General features: G+C 65.8%; 16 protein-coding genes and 3 tRNA genes. 14 read left to right on the forward strand and 5 right to left on the reverse strand.

The window, feature by feature from the left end; all coding sequences use genetic code 11:
* Position 1: 1 nt before the first annotated feature.
* On the reverse strand, positions 2-622 hold the full coding sequence (locus tag VQ065_RS20015) for a glutathione S-transferase family protein (protein WP_003090886.1): 621 nt from the start codon (positions 620-622) through the stop codon (positions 2-4).
* A 114-nt stretch (positions 623-736) separates the two neighbouring features.
* Positions 737-1,408, reverse strand: coding sequence for a transglutaminase-like domain-containing protein (locus tag VQ065_RS20020; protein ID WP_003098789.1), 672 nt, complete (start codon positions 1,406-1,408; stop codon positions 737-739).
* 152 nt (positions 1,409-1,560) lie between these two features.
* On the opposite strand from VQ065_RS20020, the gene VQ065_RS20025 reads away from it, so the two are divergent.
* The 13 genes from VQ065_RS20025 (at position 1,561) to VQ065_RS20085 (ending at position 11,721) form a co-directional block, all read left to right on the forward strand.
* Complete coding sequence (locus tag VQ065_RS20025; protein WP_003090888.1) at positions 1,561-4,008, forward strand: acyl-CoA dehydrogenase; 2,448 nt, start codon at positions 1,561-1,563, stop codon at positions 4,006-4,008.
* 128 nt (positions 4,009-4,136) lie between these two features.
* A complete protein-coding gene (locus VQ065_RS20030; RefSeq protein ID WP_003090889.1) occupies positions 4,137-4,517 on the forward strand; it encodes a PA2816 family glutamine-rich protein in 381 nt (126 codons plus the stop codon).
* Positions 4,518-4,575: 58 nt separating this feature from the next.
* Positions 4,576-4,986, forward strand: coding sequence for a PA2817 family protein (locus tag VQ065_RS20035; RefSeq protein WP_003090890.1), 411 nt, complete (start codon positions 4,576-4,578; stop codon positions 4,984-4,986).
* A 263-nt stretch (positions 4,987-5,249) separates the two neighbouring features.
* On the forward strand, positions 5,250-5,975 hold the full coding sequence (locus VQ065_RS20040) for a Crp/Fnr family transcriptional regulator (protein ID WP_003090891.1): 726 nt from the start codon (positions 5,250-5,252) through the stop codon (positions 5,973-5,975).
* Positions 5,976-6,040: 65 nt separating this feature from the next.
* Positions 6,041-6,634 carry an RNA polymerase sigma factor gene (locus tag VQ065_RS20045; RefSeq protein ID WP_003090892.1) on the forward strand — a complete coding sequence of 198 codons (594 nt, stop codon included), beginning with the start codon at positions 6,041-6,043 and terminating at the stop codon, positions 6,632-6,634.
* 68 nt (positions 6,635-6,702) lie between these two features.
* Positions 6,703-6,945 (forward strand): RebB family R body protein, encoded by a 243-nt coding sequence (locus VQ065_RS20050; RefSeq protein WP_003090893.1) that lies wholly within the window; start codon positions 6,703-6,705, stop codon positions 6,943-6,945.
* A 30-nt stretch (positions 6,946-6,975) separates the two neighbouring features.
* Positions 6,976-7,608 (forward strand): hypothetical protein, encoded by a 633-nt coding sequence (locus VQ065_RS20055; protein WP_003090894.1) that lies wholly within the window; start codon positions 6,976-6,978, stop codon positions 7,606-7,608.
* A 50-nt stretch (positions 7,609-7,658) separates the two neighbouring features.
* Positions 7,659-9,800: a hypothetical protein gene (locus VQ065_RS20060; protein ID WP_003090896.1), complete on the forward strand. Its 2,142-nt coding sequence runs from the start codon at positions 7,659-7,661 to the stop codon at positions 9,798-9,800.
* A 10-nt stretch (positions 9,801-9,810) separates the two neighbouring features.
* Positions 9,811-10,005: a hypothetical protein gene (locus VQ065_RS20065; protein WP_003090898.1), complete on the forward strand. Its 195-nt coding sequence runs from the start codon at positions 9,811-9,813 to the stop codon at positions 10,003-10,005.
* 23 nt (positions 10,006-10,028) lie between these two features.
* The gene (locus VQ065_RS20070; RefSeq protein ID WP_003090900.1) at positions 10,029-10,268 is read left to right on the forward strand and encodes a hypothetical protein; all 240 of its coding nucleotides are present in this window, start codon (positions 10,029-10,031) and stop codon (positions 10,266-10,268) included.
* A gap of 53 nt (positions 10,269-10,321) precedes the next feature.
* Positions 10,322-10,867, forward strand: a complete 546-nt coding sequence (locus tag VQ065_RS20075; protein ID WP_003090901.1) for a hypothetical protein — start codon at positions 10,322-10,324, stop codon at positions 10,865-10,867.
* Between the two features lie 150 nt (positions 10,868-11,017).
* A complete protein-coding gene (locus tag VQ065_RS20080) occupies positions 11,018-11,338 on the forward strand; it encodes a RebB family R body protein (protein WP_003108980.1) in 321 nt (106 codons plus the stop codon).
* A gap of 62 nt (positions 11,339-11,400) precedes the next feature.
* Positions 11,401-11,721, forward strand: coding sequence for a RebB family R body protein (locus VQ065_RS20085; protein ID WP_003108983.1), 321 nt, complete (start codon positions 11,401-11,403; stop codon positions 11,719-11,721).
* Between the two features lie 209 nt (positions 11,722-11,930).
* On the opposite strand, the gene VQ065_RS20090 is transcribed toward VQ065_RS20085, so the two are convergent.
* The 3 genes from VQ065_RS20090 to VQ065_RS20100 all read right to left on the reverse strand — a co-directional run bounded on the left by VQ065_RS20090 (position 11,931) and on the right by VQ065_RS20100 (position 12,244).
* Positions 11,931-12,006, reverse strand: a tRNA-Gly gene (locus VQ065_RS20090).
* Positions 12,007-12,090: 84 nt separating this feature from the next.
* Positions 12,091-12,166, reverse strand: a tRNA-Gly gene (locus VQ065_RS20095).
* Positions 12,167-12,168: 2 nt separating this feature from the next.
* A tRNA-Glu gene (locus VQ065_RS20100) sits at positions 12,169-12,244 on the reverse strand.
* Positions 12,245-12,461: 217 nt separating this feature from the next.
* Here VQ065_RS20100 and VQ065_RS20105 point away from each other — a divergent pair.
* Complete coding sequence (locus VQ065_RS20105; RefSeq protein ID WP_003090903.1) at positions 12,462-13,235, forward strand: hypothetical protein; 774 nt, start codon at positions 12,462-12,464, stop codon at positions 13,233-13,235.
* The last annotated feature ends 1 nt before the right edge of the window (position 13,236 follow it).

Genomic DNA, 13,236 nt, shown 5'->3' on the forward strand with positions numbered 1-13,236 from the left:
CTCAGGTCAGTTCGGTCATTACCGCGGTGCGGAACGCCGGGCGCTCGCGCAAGCGCAGGTACCAGGCATCGAGGTGGGGCAGCGGCGGGCGCTCGATGGGCATCTCGAACCAGGCGTAGATGAAACAGCCCAGGGGAATGTCACCCATGCCGAAGCGTTCGCCGGACAGCCAGGGTTGGCCGGCCAGGGTCTGGTCCGGCACCCGCAGCAACTCGCCGCAGGTCTGCAACGCCTTTGCGATCAGGGCCTCGTCGCGTTGCTCCGGCGGCGTACGCAGCGTTCCCCAGAACAGGTCGCGGAACGGCCCGGCGAGAGTCGAGGTGGTCCAGTCCATCCACTTGTCGGCGTCGGCGCGGCGCACCGGGTCCTGCGGATAGAGGTCGCCCGGCGCATAGCGGGCGGCCAAGTAGCGGACGATGGCGTTGGACTCCCAGAGGACGAAGCCGTCGTCCTCGATCACCGGCACCCGACCGTTCGGGTTCATCGCGCGGAACGCCGGCTCATCCACCAGGCCGAACGCCCCGCCGGCATCCACCGTCCGGTACTCCAGGCCAGCCTCCTCGGCGCACCACAGCGCCTTGCGCACATTGCTCGAGTTCTTCCGGCCCCAGATGGTCAACATACTCTGCGTTCCCTCTTCGGTTGATGCGGCGGATGGGTCGCCGGAGCGCCCGGACGACATGCCGCACCCTACCGAGGATGGACCGAAGAAGGAAGACGCGCCGGCTGATGGTGACTATCGACGCCCTTCATCTTGTCCGGCCTCGGCCTGGAAATCGCCGTCCAGGGCCAGCGGGCGGCCGGAGAACAGGTGCGGATAGTGCTGCTGCAAGTGGGAGAAGAACAGTTCCTCCGGCAGGTCGGCGAACTGGCCGTGATCGGCCAGGTACTCCATGTAACGCTCGCCCTGGCGGTTGAACGGATGGAAGACGCTGTCGGCGACGCCGTCGAACTCCAGCGGAGCGACGTCGAAGGCGCGGCACAAGGCACGGTTGAACGCCGGGGTGGCCTTCACCCAGCGGCCCTCGAGGTACAGCTCGGTATAGCCGTGCATGGCGAACACCTCGCTGCGCAGCGCTTCCAGCAGGCGCGGCGTGGCCAGGTGGTTGCGCACGTCGGCCAGGCCGATCCGCGCCGGAATCCGGCAATGCCGGGCACAGGCAGCGAGCAGGATGGCCTTGGGCACGCAATAGGACTCGCCCTGCTGCAGCGCGTGGCTGGCCTTCAGGGTCTGCGGATCGCGGCTGAACACGTAGGGGTTGTAGCGCACCCCGTCGCGTACCGCGTAGTACAGCGCGACCGCCTGGTCACGCGGTTTCGCCGAATTCCCCCGGGATTTTTCCGCGAACTCCACCACCACGGGGTGGTCACTATCCACGAAGCGGCCGGATTGTAGGTAGGACTGCATGGCGGGCTCCCGGCGGGCAATTTGTCCCAGTCTAAACGGGAAGTTTTCGCCTATAACGTGACAAACCGGCCAAGCTGACCGGCCCTGCCGCCAAACGGCGGCAAACGGGCTAAGCTCGAGACGCCGCCTGGCGTCTTCATGGAGGATTCCGCATGTTGTTGCTCTGGTTAGTCGTACTGGTACTCGGTGTCGCTTACCTCGCCCATCGGCGTACCCCACCCGCTCCCGCGCTCGGCATCAGCGCCGCCTACCTGATCCTGATGGGCGTGTTCAGCCACGCGCCCGGCTGGCTGCTGCTGGTCTTCTGGCTGCTCTGGCTGGCGGTGGCGCTTCCCCTCGCCCTGCCCGACCTGCGCTGGCGCGTGCTCAGCGGTCCGCTGTTCGCCTGGTTCCAGAAAGTCCTGCCGCCGATGTCCGACACCGAGCGCGAGGCCATCGAGGCGGGCACCGTGTGGTGGGATGGCGAATTGTTCAGCGGCCGCCCGGACTGGCAGAAACTGCTCGACTACCCCAAGGCGCAACTCACCGAAGAAGAGCAGGCCTTCGTCGACGGCCCGACCGAAGAACTCTGCGCCATGGTCAGCGACTGGGACATCGGCCAGCGCATGGACCTGCCGGAAGAAGCCTGGGCCTTCATCAAGCAGCACGGCTTCTTCGGCCTGATCATTCCCAAGGAGTACGGCGGCAAGGGCTTCTCCGCCTTCGCCCACTCGCAGGTAGTGATGAAGCTCGCCACCCGTAGCGGCGACCTGGCCTCGACGGTGATGGTGCCGAACTCCCTCGGCCCGGCCGAGCTGCTGCTCCACTACGGCACCGACGAGCAGCGCCAGCGCTACCTGCCGAGCCTGGCCAAGGGCGACGACATCCCCTGCTTCGCCCTCACCGGCCCCTACGCGGGCTCCGATGCCGGCGGCATGACCGACGTCGGCATCGTCTGCAAGGGCGAATGGGAAGGTCGCGAGGTACTCGGCCTGCGCCTGACCTGGGAAAAGCGCTACATCACCCTCGGCCCGGTGGCCACCCTCCTCGGCCTGGCCTTCAAGTGCCACGACCCGGACCATCTGCTGGGCGACGAGGAGGACCTGGGCATCACCCTGGCGCTGATTCCCACCGACACCCCCGGGGTCGAGATCGGCCGCCGCCACGTGCCGCTGGGCGCCGCCTTCATGAACGGTCCGAACTCCGGCAAGGACGTGTTCGTGCCGCTGGAGTACATCATCGGCGGGCAGGAAATGATCGGCAAAGGCTGGATGATGCTGATGAACTGCCTGTCGGTCGGACGCTCCATCTCGCTGCCGGCGGTGGGCACCAGCGCAGGCAAGGCCAGCAGCTACGTCAGCGGTCGCTACGCCCAGGTCCGCGAGCAGTTCAACGTGCCGATCGCCGCCTTCGAAGGCATCCAGGAGGCGCTCGCCCGCATCGGCGGCAACGCCTGGCTGATGGACAGCGCGCGAATCCTCACCGCCAACGCGGTGGACCTCGGCGAGAAGCCCTCGGTGCTTTCGGCGATCCTCAAGTACCACCTCACCGAGCGCGGCCGCGAGTGCATCGCCCATGCCATGGACATCCATGGCGGCAAGGGCATCATCATGGGCCCGAACAACTACCTGGGTCGTTCCTGGCAGGGCGCGCCGATCTTCATCACGGTGGAAGGCGCGAACATCCTCTCGCGCAACCTGATGATCTTCGGCCAGGGCGCGATCCGTTGCCATCCGTACGTGCTCAAGGAAATGGAACTGGCCCAGCGCGAGGACAAGGACCAGGCCGCCCGCGAGTTCGACGCGCTGCTGGTGAAGCACATCGGCTTCGCCGTCGGCAACGCCGCCAGCAGCTTCCTCCTCAGTCTCAGCTGCGGCCACCTCGGCAACGCCCCCGGCGACCGCATCAGCCGTCCCTACTTCCGCGCGCTGAACCGCCTGGCGGCGTCCTTCGCCCTGCTCGCCGACTTCAGCATGATGCTGCTGGGCGGCGAACTGAAGCGCAAGGAACGCCTCTCCGCGCGTCTCGGCGATGTCCTCAGCTATCTCTACCTGGGCTCGGCGGCGCTCAAGCGCTACCACGACCTGGGCAACCCGGACTACCTGCATCCGCTGCTGCGCTGGGCCATGGAGGAAAACCTCGGCAAGGCCGAGGCGGCGCTGGAGGACCTGCTGAACAACTTCCCCAGCCGCTTCTTCGGCTGCGCGCTGAAGGTCCTGGTACTGCCGTTCGGCCGCCGGCACAAAGGGCCGGGCGACGAACTGGACGCCGAGATCGCGGAAATCCTCGGCCGTCCGGACGACGACCCGGCGTTGCAGGCGATCCTCGCTGGCGCGTTCCTGCCGAAGGACCCGCAGGACCCGGTCGGTGCCCTCGCCCACGCCTTCGACGCGGTACGCGAAAGCGCCGCGCTGGAGAAAACCCTGCACAAGGCGATCAAGGAAGGCAGGGTCCAGCCGCAAGCGGGGCAGAACCCGATCGATGCCGGCGCCGCCGCCGGCGTGCTGAGCGCCGAGCAGGCGCAAGCCCTGCACCAGGCCGAAGCGGCACGGCGCAAGGTGATCGACGTCGACGACTTCGCCAAGGAGGAACTGCAACTGGCCGACGGCAGGATCCGCTGACACTCCGCGGCAAAGCGACGGTCGCAACCGACAAAGGCGCCTTCCGGCGCCTTTGTCGTCTTCATCCACCCAAACCCGGGCGATTGGCTAGAATCGACGGGCACATCCCTGACGTACGGGAGGCCATCATGCTCAAGCTATTTGCCACCGGCCTGGCAGCCTCGTTTCTCCTCCTGCCCCCGGCGCAGGCCGCACCGCCTGCGCCCTATGGCGTGCAGCCGCACCAGCAGGCGGTGCAGCGCGCTGGCGAACAGCGCCAACGCCAGCTCCAGGAACAGCGCCAGCGCTTCGACGAACAACGCCTGCAACTGCAGCAGGATCAACTGCAACGCCAGCAGCAGAACCTGCAGCGGCAACGGCAGCAGCGACAGATGCAGGACAACCTGATCCGCCAGCAGCAACTGGACCAGCAGCGCTGGCGCCTGGAGCAGGACCAGCGGCGCCTCGACAGCGAACGCCGGCAACTGGAAAACCGCCGGCGCCAGAGCCAGTCCCCGGCGATCCGCTGAAACTGGCCGGCGCCGCGAAACCCTTTATACTGCCCAGCTTTTTTCCAGAGGACCCGTCATGGCCAACTCCTACCTCGAGCACCACCTCGCCCTGCTCCAGCACCTGCGCAACATCCTCGGCGCCCTGGGCGAGGCCGAGCAGGTGCCGGAAGAAAACCACGGGCTGTTCCTCGAGCGTTTCGACGAACTGATGGACGAACTGCCGCGCGACCCGGAAGGCGCCCAATACCTCGGCCAGGACCTGATCTCCCAGGTCTTCCACCGCTATCCGCAGATCGCCCACCTGGTACCGCGCGACCTGCTGTGGTTCTTCGGCGGCGATTGCCTGCACTTCATGCCGGACGAAGAGATCGACCTGTTCCAGCGCCTCGACGAGCGCCGCTACGAAGCCGAAGAGCGCGGCGAAACGTTCGACTGGAACCGCGAAAAGCAGTTGCTCGCGCTGCCCGAGGACAGCCCGCGGCACTGAATCGCCACGGCCACCGGCCGTCCCGCCCCGACCGCCATCCGTGCGCTCGGGGCCGCCTCCCGCCAGCCCAAACCTCGCTACCCTTTCCGAATAAAAAACGGACCGCCCGCCCGATTGCCGGAGCGCGCCGAGTCCGTACCTAGCAGTTCTGCCGGGTAGCCGGAGCTTCACACCCCTTCGCCGCACACGTCCCCACTGATTGCTCTGCAGCGAGCATGTCGTACCTCGCCGGAGCTGCCGATCAATCTGGCGAAGGCGCAGGCATGCACTCGAACGAGTCAACGGAAGACCGCTGTTCACGCCACTACACCCTGCTGCAACGGTGCCCGCTGCTGCACGGGCTGCCCGATCTGCTGCGGCACGTGGCGACCCATGCGTCGGAGCGCCGGTTGCGCGACAAGGACGTCCTGTTCCTCAAGCACGATCCTGAAGACTTCATCGGCCTGGTCCTCGGCGGACACCTCTATACCGTGCTCTACGGGCCGGACGGGCGGGAGCTGATCGTCAATGATATCCGTCCTGGCGAAGTGATCGGGGAAACCGCGCTGATCCAGCCGAACCGCCGCGAGACCTCTGCCTACGCCTCCGGCGCGGCGTCGGTGCTGATCCTCCACCGACGTCACTTCGCCCCGTTGATCGCCGACACGGAATTCCTCAACCGCGCGCTGGCCCTCCTCTGTTCGCGCCTGCGCGAAGCCTCCGGTTTCGTCGAGAGGGTCTGCCTGCATCGCCTGGAGTCGCGCCTGGCGCGCCATCTCCTGGCCAGCCTGGCGAGCGAACAGCCCGAGGGAGCCTGCGCGACGCTACCGACCAACCAGAGCATCCTAGCAGCGATGCTCAACGCCAGCCGGCCGAAGCTCAACGCGCAACTGCAAATATGGAAACGCGAAGGGCTGATCAGCTGCCACAACGACCGGATCCTGATCAACGACCTCGGTCGCCTACGACGCAAGGCCGAACTGCCGGCCGCGCCCCTGTCACCCAGGTAACAGCCTCGCCCACCGCCCGCCTCACAGACTGCTCGCCGACACGAGCAACCAGGGAGGTAGCGGTTATGGATCGTCCGAATCAGCCAGGCGGCAACGAAACCGGTTCCGATCGCCTGTTCGAGGAAAGCTGGCGTGCCGCGCAGGCTGGCCTGCGCAAACGCGCGCAACGCCTTGCGCGCGGCAACAGCCATCGGGCCGAAGAATGGCTGTCGAGCACCGCGGTCAAGGCGCTGCTGTTCCTGCGCCAGTCACCGGAGCGGGTACGCGACCCCCAGGGCTTCCTGTTCCTGGTCCTGGAACACGTCTACCTGGACAGCGCGCGCCACCAGATCCGCGAGGACCGCCTCATCGACCGCGGCATCGACCTGCACGATGGTCAGTTGGAGCGCTTCGCCGCCGTCGGCTCGCCGCTGGAACGCCTGGAGCAGCTGGAACGTCTCGACCAGGTGGACAAGGCCCTGGCCTCGCTGTCGCGCCAACAGCAGCAGCTCTTCGAACTGCGCTTCATCGAGGAACTGCCCTATGCCGACATCGCCAGCCAGCTCGGCATAGCCCCGCCGCTGGTGCGCAAGCGCGTGCAGTTGCTGCGCTCGCGGCTGAGCGCCGACTTTTTCGCCGGCGACGTTTCACAAGACAGACGCAGCCGCGTTCATTCCTGACAAGCGAGTCGAGGCCCGTGCGACCGGCCCCCTGCCCGACGAGCACCTGCCCATTCAAGGAGAGTCCCATGGCTGACCCCACGGCTGTGAATGCCCAGATCACCGATGCCGTCACCCAGACCAACGTCAAGGTGGTCGCCGAAGCCCCGGCCCAGGCCATCGCCGCGCTCTACCAGATCGCCAGCCATTCCGCCGGCCTGTCCCTGCAGAACGCAGTCTACAGCCAGCAGGCCCTGAACCAGATCTCCACCGCGGTGGTTTCCAAGGCGGTGTCGATGATCATGGCGATAGAAGACAAGAAAGGTATCTGACCCGCCCCTTGATCCCAGGAGTGCCCAGACATGTTCGGCTTCGGCAAGAAATCCGCGCCCGCGCCCGCGCCATCCGGCGACAGCGAGCAAGCCGCCGCCCCCGGCGAGGCCGGCCGGCAGACGCCAGCCAGCGGCGGCAGGGCGTCCGCCAACGGCGACGTGAAGCTGCCGTCGCGCCCTTCGCCGCTGGCCGGCATGAGCGAGCGCCTGCTCAAGCAGACCGAGGCGCCGCCGCCGGACACCAGCGCCCTGAACAGTCAAGTCGTGCAGGCGGTGCAGATGAGCAACAGCGAAACCGCCGGCTATGCGCCGTCGCAGATCGCCATCGCGCCGAACATGATGATCAGCCAGGCCTCCGGGCTGGTGGCGCAATCCGCCGCCAGCTACTTCGACGGAGTCAGCAAGATCGCCCTGGCCAGCCAGGCGATCCTGCTCCGGCAGATGACCCAGAACATCGCCGAAAACAAGCTGGCCCAGGCTGCCGAGGACGCGCTCGGCGCCCTCGCCACCGACCTGCTGATGGGCGCTGCCGCCGCGGTAGCCGCGGCGGCCGGGGCGATCGAGGCGGAATCGGCCAGCTTCGCCATCGACAAGATCGACCAGAGCATCGCCAAGTACAGCGAGACCCTCGCCAGTCGCAGCGGCAAGGACACCCAATCGTAGCCACCACCGGCGGGGCCGGCGGCGTCCGGCCCTGGCACAGGAGAGCCGTCATGGCCTATTTCAAGCTGGAAGAACCGGTCAGGTTCCATCGCTATCCCTTCGACTTCCATAGTCACTTCGCCGGCATCCTGCCGGTGGAAAGCAACAGCCGCTGGACGCGCGACCGCCGGGTCTTCCGCGTCGGCGAGCGGCAGGTGAGCCTGGAGAAAGGCCAGGAGCTTTCCCTGATCGGGCTGCTGATGAGTGCCCGCGGCGTCGCTCCGGAGGTCGACGGCAAGGCGCTGGAGGAGGCTCGCCAGGCCGCGCACTATGAACTGTTCGAACTGGCTCTGCAGCGGATGGTCAGGCGCAATCCGTTCGCCGCGACCGACCGTCAGGGCTACCTGCGCGGCGAATGCGCGGCGGAGAACATCTATCTCGCCTGCCTCATCCTGGCGCAACGTTTTGGCCGGACCTCGCCGCCAGCGGCCATCGACCAGCCGGCGATCTACCTCGGCACCCTGGAACTGCTCGGTGCGAGCGCGGTTCGCGACAGCGAGACGGACCAGTTCGTCCGCTACTTCAACCGCAAGATCTGGAGCGGCAACAAGTACACGCCGTTCGACGACGCCTACTGGGCCCGCGGCGCCATCCGCGATCGCCATCCGGGCGAATTCGCCTGCCTGACGCTGGGGTTCCTCCTCCACGAAGGAATCAGCCATACCCAGACGGCGACGGGGGAAGACGAGGTGGCCGTCCTCGATTCCCTGTTCGAGCAATTCAACGCCTCCGAGAAGACCGCCTACCGCCTGCTCGCCCACACCGCGCATGGCTATGCCAGCGAAGCCGCCTTCGATGCCGAGCTGCACAGGATCCTCCGTCATTTCGAAATACAGCAGGGGCAGCCACCGCAGGCCCGGCTGGTCGGCATCGACCTGCTCGGCATGGAGACCGCTACCGGCCTGTACCGACAGTTCTTCGACTTCCTCCTCGGACAGGCTGCGGTGTTTCGCCACTACCTGGACGGCAAGCCGGAAACCCGCAAGGTGGTCCTGCACATCCATTGTGGAGAGGGGACCGGGGTGTCCGACGACAACCGGTCGCTGTGCGGTTACTTCCTGCGCAACGCCAACGCGCTGGACGATTTCTACGCAGCGCTCTCCGCCTATGCCTGGAAGTGCTATGGCAACACCATCCGCCAGGGCAAGGCGCGGCTACGCGAACGGGAGAACCTGCAGGACCGTGACAAGGCGCCCAGCGCCCTCGCCGGCCTTTTCGACGAACTGTTTTTCGGCAACAGCCTGACCGCCTCCGGCCTGCGGCTACGCCGCTTCGACATCACCAGCGGGACTACCCAGGCCCTGGTCGCCTATTACGCCCGCACCAACGTCGTGAACCTCTGCCAGGCGCTGGCCAGCCGCGACGCCGACGGCAACAGCTACTACCGCCGCCTGCTGGAGAGCGATCTGTTCAGCCTGCGCATCGGCCATGCCTACTACTACCGCAACTATCTGGCCAGCAAGTTCCCCGAGCTGTGCTTCGATACCAACCTGGGGAGCAATTTCATTACCGGCGCCTCCGGCCTCTTCGACTCGCTGCAGGAATACCGCCTGAACCGTGGCCTGCGCCATCTCGATGGATACGTCGGCACCGACCAGCTCAAGGAACTCAGTCTGGCCATCGCCTACCAGGGCGAACAGCGCCTGGACCCACAACAGATGCAGTACGTCCATGCCCTGGCGGAAAGCCAGAGCGGCTTCGACGAACTGGGCGAACACCTCCCGGGTACACCCGGCTGGGCGAAACCCGCGCTGGAACAGTTCTTCGCAAGTCAGTGCGCGCTCTACCGCTCCGAGGAGGATCGCTACTTCCAGTTCGAAGCCTACCGGCGCCTCTTCGCCCAGGTCCTCAACTGGCGCTCCTATCTGCTGGGCGCCGACGGCCAGGGTGTCGAGCACTCCAACGTACAGGACGAAGCGATCCGCATGGCGCTCCTGCTCAACTATGCCGCCGCGGACCGCCACGGCCGGGTTCCGGCCGCTTCGCTGGAGAATGCCCAACGCCTGCTGGTGCAACTGGGCAGCGCCTACTGGGAGGAAACCATCGGCGCCGTCGACTTGGCCGGCGCGCCCCATCGGGACCGAGAGCTGCAGCGCTTCGAAGGGTTCGCCGCCCCCGCCTCGGTCGTGCGCATCTCCACCCGCAGCAGTTGAGGAGCGACCGATGAGCGCCTACGCACGCTACATCAGACGCCGCGCGCTCGCCGCCGCGGACCGCCCGGCGCAGCGTTCGCCGGACGCCAGCGAGGAGGCACGGGACCAACCGCCCCCCAGCAGGCCGGCGAGCGGAAAGCGCCTGCTGGAAATATCGGACAGCGATGCGGCCAAGCTCTTGGCCGTGCTGAAACTGCTCGGATGAGCACCCACCCCAGGAGAAGCGTCATGAAGGAAGAACTCGAAACCCTCGTCACCCAGGTCAAGGCACTCCTCACCGAATGCCTGCAAGGCTGGCTCCAGGCCCTGTCCCAGGGAGACAGCGTGGACGACCCGGCCAGCCTCGGACAGTTGGCGGTGCAGTTGAGCACCGCCTACAGCACCCTGCAGGCCGCTGCCGCCGCCTACCCCGGCGATACCGGCAGCAGCGCGCAGGCCCCCTCGGCGGACGGCACGCAGCAGTACTGAAGCCTCGCCACGACACCCCGCGCACCGCGCGTCCATCGCAGAGGAGTCCGCGCATGTCGATCTCGGAAGAATTGGGAAGGAATCTGGTCCAGCTGGCGCAACGCTGGCTGAAACGCCCCCTCACCAGCGAAGAACACGAGCAGTTGAGACAGTTCCAGCTCGGCCTCGGCAACGACGCCAGCAGCGATCCGGCCGTGCACGCGCGACAGCAGGCCGAACAGGTGATCGAGAACGGCCGGCAGCGTTCCGAAGGCTCCATCCGCCAGATCCTGCAGAACGTCCAGCAGGCCTCGACCCAGGCCCTCCGCGCCCAGGACAGCGGCGAGCAGGCGATTCTTGAGGCGGTCAATGCCGCCGGCAGCCTGGCCGAACTGCGTCCCGGCCACCTGCAGAGCGGCCAGGCAAGCGCCAACCAGTTGGTGATGTCGCAGATTGCCGACCGCCTGGCCAACCTAGTGAAGAGCGAGGTACGCCTGTGCTTCGAGCAGAACTTCGGCTCGCTCAAGCAGCAACTGGAGAACGCTATCGCCATCTTCAACCAGAGCAACCACAACACGTCCGCACCGCCGCCGGACAAGCCCGACCCGCCCGCCGCATGAGACCGCACCGACAAGCGCCCCGCCTCGCGGGGCGCTTGCATTTTCGCCGCCCGCCAGGCCTGGCGCCGACGGATTCACAACTCCCTGGCTGGAGCGTTCATCAAGACAGCACGACATGAGCCGTGCCGTTCACTCACAGGGAGTCACATCATGAGTTTTCCGACCGCAGTCAACGACCAGATCACCGATGCCGTCACCCAGTCCAACGTCAAGGTCGTCGGTGAGGCACCAGCCATGGCGCTGGGCACCATCTACCAGACCATGGCCCACTCCACCGGGATTCTCTTCGAGAACGCGGTGAGCGCCCAGCAACAGCAGAACGCCCTGGCCCTGGCCGCCTCCAACATGGGCGTGATGCAGATCTACAGCCTCGACACCGCCGCCGATGCCGGAGCCACCGAGAAAGTCGGCCAGTTGGGCGTGGCCGACAACCTCACCAGCCTGCTGACCGTACTGAAATCCTTCACCTGAGCCTGACCCGCCGGGTCCAAGCAATCGCCGTACATCCTTCGCAATGATTCAGGAGAATCACCATGAGCTTCCCAACCGCAGTAAACAACCAGATCACCGATGCCGTCACCCAGTCCAACGTCAAGGTGATCGGTGAAGCCCCGGCCATGGCGCTGGGCTCGATCTTCCAGACCATGGCCCACTCCACCGGCATCCTGTTCGAGAATTCGGTAGCTGCCCAGCAACAGCAGAACGCCCTGGCCCTGGCCGCTTCCAACATGGGCGTGATGCAGATCTACAGTCTGGATACCAGCGCCGCCGGCGGCGCCACCGAGAAGATCGGCCAGCTGGGCGTGGCCGACAACCTCACCAGCCTGCTGACGGTGCTCAAAGCGCTGCCCTGATCGCCGCCGTCGCTACACCAGAGAAGGCCACTCCACGAGTGGCCTTTTTCGTCTCGACGATCGAGCGAGCAGATGCGGCGGGACAGCGGCCTGCCGAGGGGAACATGGGGGGAATCGGGAAAAGCACCAGGGCGGTGCGGATCGCAGAAACGAAAAAAGGGCCCGAAGGCCCTTTTCTCTTCGACCCAGGCCGAAACCTGGATCATGTTTGGAGCGGGAAACGAGACTCGAACTCGCGACCCCGACCTTGGCAAGGTCGTGCTCTACCAACTGAGCTATTCCCGCGTTACAACTTGTTGCCCGTTCGGCCGAAACCGAACCTTTGACGCCTAACTTTCACCAACCTCGCCGAAGCCAGGCTGTAGAATTTGGAGCGGGAAACGAGACTCGAACTCGCGACCCCGACCTTGGCAAGGTCGTGCTCTACCAACTGAGCTATTCCCGCAATGGCGTCCCCTAGGGGACTCGAACCCCTGTTACCGCCGTGAAAGGGCGGTGTCCTAGGCCACTAGACGAAGGGGACGCGGCCCGGAACTTACAACAGATCTTTCCGGCTTCCAGTGTTTCGCGTTTGGCTTCACGCTGGAAGTGGCGCGCATTTTATGGAGCGTCCGGGGAGGCGTCAACCCTTCTGAGAAAATTTTTTTAAATCAAAGACTTCTGTGCAAATAATGAGCTGCTGCTATCAGTGGTAGCACCAAGACATTAGACTGAGAAAATTCTTACAGCGGAGTCCCAAGGTGTCGCCACTCCTCATTACCGCCCTCATCATCGGCGGGATCGCCCTCCTAATCGCCATTGGCTATATCAACCACGTGGTGGAAAACAGCAAGCTGGAGAAAGCGCGCCTGAAAGCCGAACTCAACGACCGGGTCCGGCGCTGCGCGCAGATTTCCGAGAGCCTTCCCGGCCAGTTCGTCAGCCCGTCTCTGAAGCTGTTGATGAGCCAGATCGAGCTCAGCCTCAGCGAGCAGCAACTGGCGCTGGAGAAGAAAGCCGATGCCGGGCTCAAGGCTCGCATAGAAGAGTTGCGCGCGCTGGTCGCCAAGGGCGAGTCGATCCCGGTGCGCAATCCGCCCCAGGCGATCCTGACCGAGGACAAGGCCAAGGAAGTCCGCTTCCTCTTCGAAGCCCTGCATGCCCAGCTCACCCGTTTCACCCAGGACGGCCACCTGCCGCGCAGCGAGGCGCAGATCTGGGTCAAGGAGATTCGCCACCTCCTGGTGCGCCTGCATATCGAGTTCTTCGGCAATCTCGGCCAGCAGGCCCTGCAGCAGAACGAACCGCGCCAGGCGCGCCTGGCCTTCGAGCGCGGCGCCCAGTACCTGCGCAAGCAGCCCGAGCTGGCGCGCTACCAGGCGGAGCTGCAGCAGATGGAAGCGCAGCTGGCCCGCGCCAACGCGATGGTGCTGAACAACAGCCAGCCGGCGAGCGAGGAGCCCAGCGAACTCAACGAGGGATTGAAGGCCCTCGATGCAGACGACCTGTGGAAGAAGAAGAACGTCTACGACTGAT

Source organism: Pseudomonas sp. KBN10P06128 (genome assembly GCF_037574945.1).
Taxonomy (GTDB): domain Bacteria; phylum Pseudomonadota; class Gammaproteobacteria; order Pseudomonadales; family Pseudomonadaceae; genus Pseudomonas; species Pseudomonas aeruginosa.

Coding starts and splice junctions, on each gene's coding strand:
- VQ065_RS20045 (WP_003090892.1), top strand. CDS start 6,041: ATGGATCGTCCGAATCAGCCAGGCGGCAACGAAACCGGTTCCGATCGC.
- VQ065_RS20015 (WP_003090886.1), bottom strand. CDS start 622: ATGTTGACCATCTGGGGCCGGAAGAACTCGAGCAATGTGCGCAAGGCG.
- VQ065_RS20030 (WP_003090889.1), top strand. CDS start 4,137: ATGCTCAAGCTATTTGCCACCGGCCTGGCAGCCTCGTTTCTCCTCCTG.
- VQ065_RS20035 (WP_003090890.1), top strand. CDS start 4,576: ATGGCCAACTCCTACCTCGAGCACCACCTCGCCCTGCTCCAGCACCTG.
- VQ065_RS20025 (WP_003090888.1), top strand. CDS start 1,561: ATGTTGTTGCTCTGGTTAGTCGTACTGGTACTCGGTGTCGCTTACCTC.
- VQ065_RS20075 (WP_003090901.1), top strand. CDS start 10,322: ATGTCGATCTCGGAAGAATTGGGAAGGAATCTGGTCCAGCTGGCGCAA.
- VQ065_RS20080 (WP_003108980.1), top strand. CDS start 11,018: ATGAGTTTTCCGACCGCAGTCAACGACCAGATCACCGATGCCGTCACC.
- VQ065_RS20065 (WP_003090898.1), top strand. CDS start 9,811: ATGAGCGCCTACGCACGCTACATCAGACGCCGCGCGCTCGCCGCCGCG.
- VQ065_RS20040 (WP_003090891.1), top strand. CDS start 5,250: ATGCACTCGAACGAGTCAACGGAAGACCGCTGTTCACGCCACTACACC.
- VQ065_RS20060 (WP_003090896.1), top strand. CDS start 7,659: ATGGCCTATTTCAAGCTGGAAGAACCGGTCAGGTTCCATCGCTATCCC.
- VQ065_RS20050 (WP_003090893.1), top strand. CDS start 6,703: ATGGCTGACCCCACGGCTGTGAATGCCCAGATCACCGATGCCGTCACC.
- VQ065_RS20020 (WP_003098789.1), bottom strand. CDS start 1,408: ATGCAGTCCTACCTACAATCCGGCCGCTTCGTGGATAGTGACCACCCC.
- VQ065_RS20085 (WP_003108983.1), top strand. CDS start 11,401: ATGAGCTTCCCAACCGCAGTAAACAACCAGATCACCGATGCCGTCACC.
- VQ065_RS20055 (WP_003090894.1), top strand. CDS start 6,976: ATGTTCGGCTTCGGCAAGAAATCCGCGCCCGCGCCCGCGCCATCCGGC.
- VQ065_RS20070 (WP_003090900.1), top strand. CDS start 10,029: ATGAAGGAAGAACTCGAAACCCTCGTCACCCAGGTCAAGGCACTCCTC.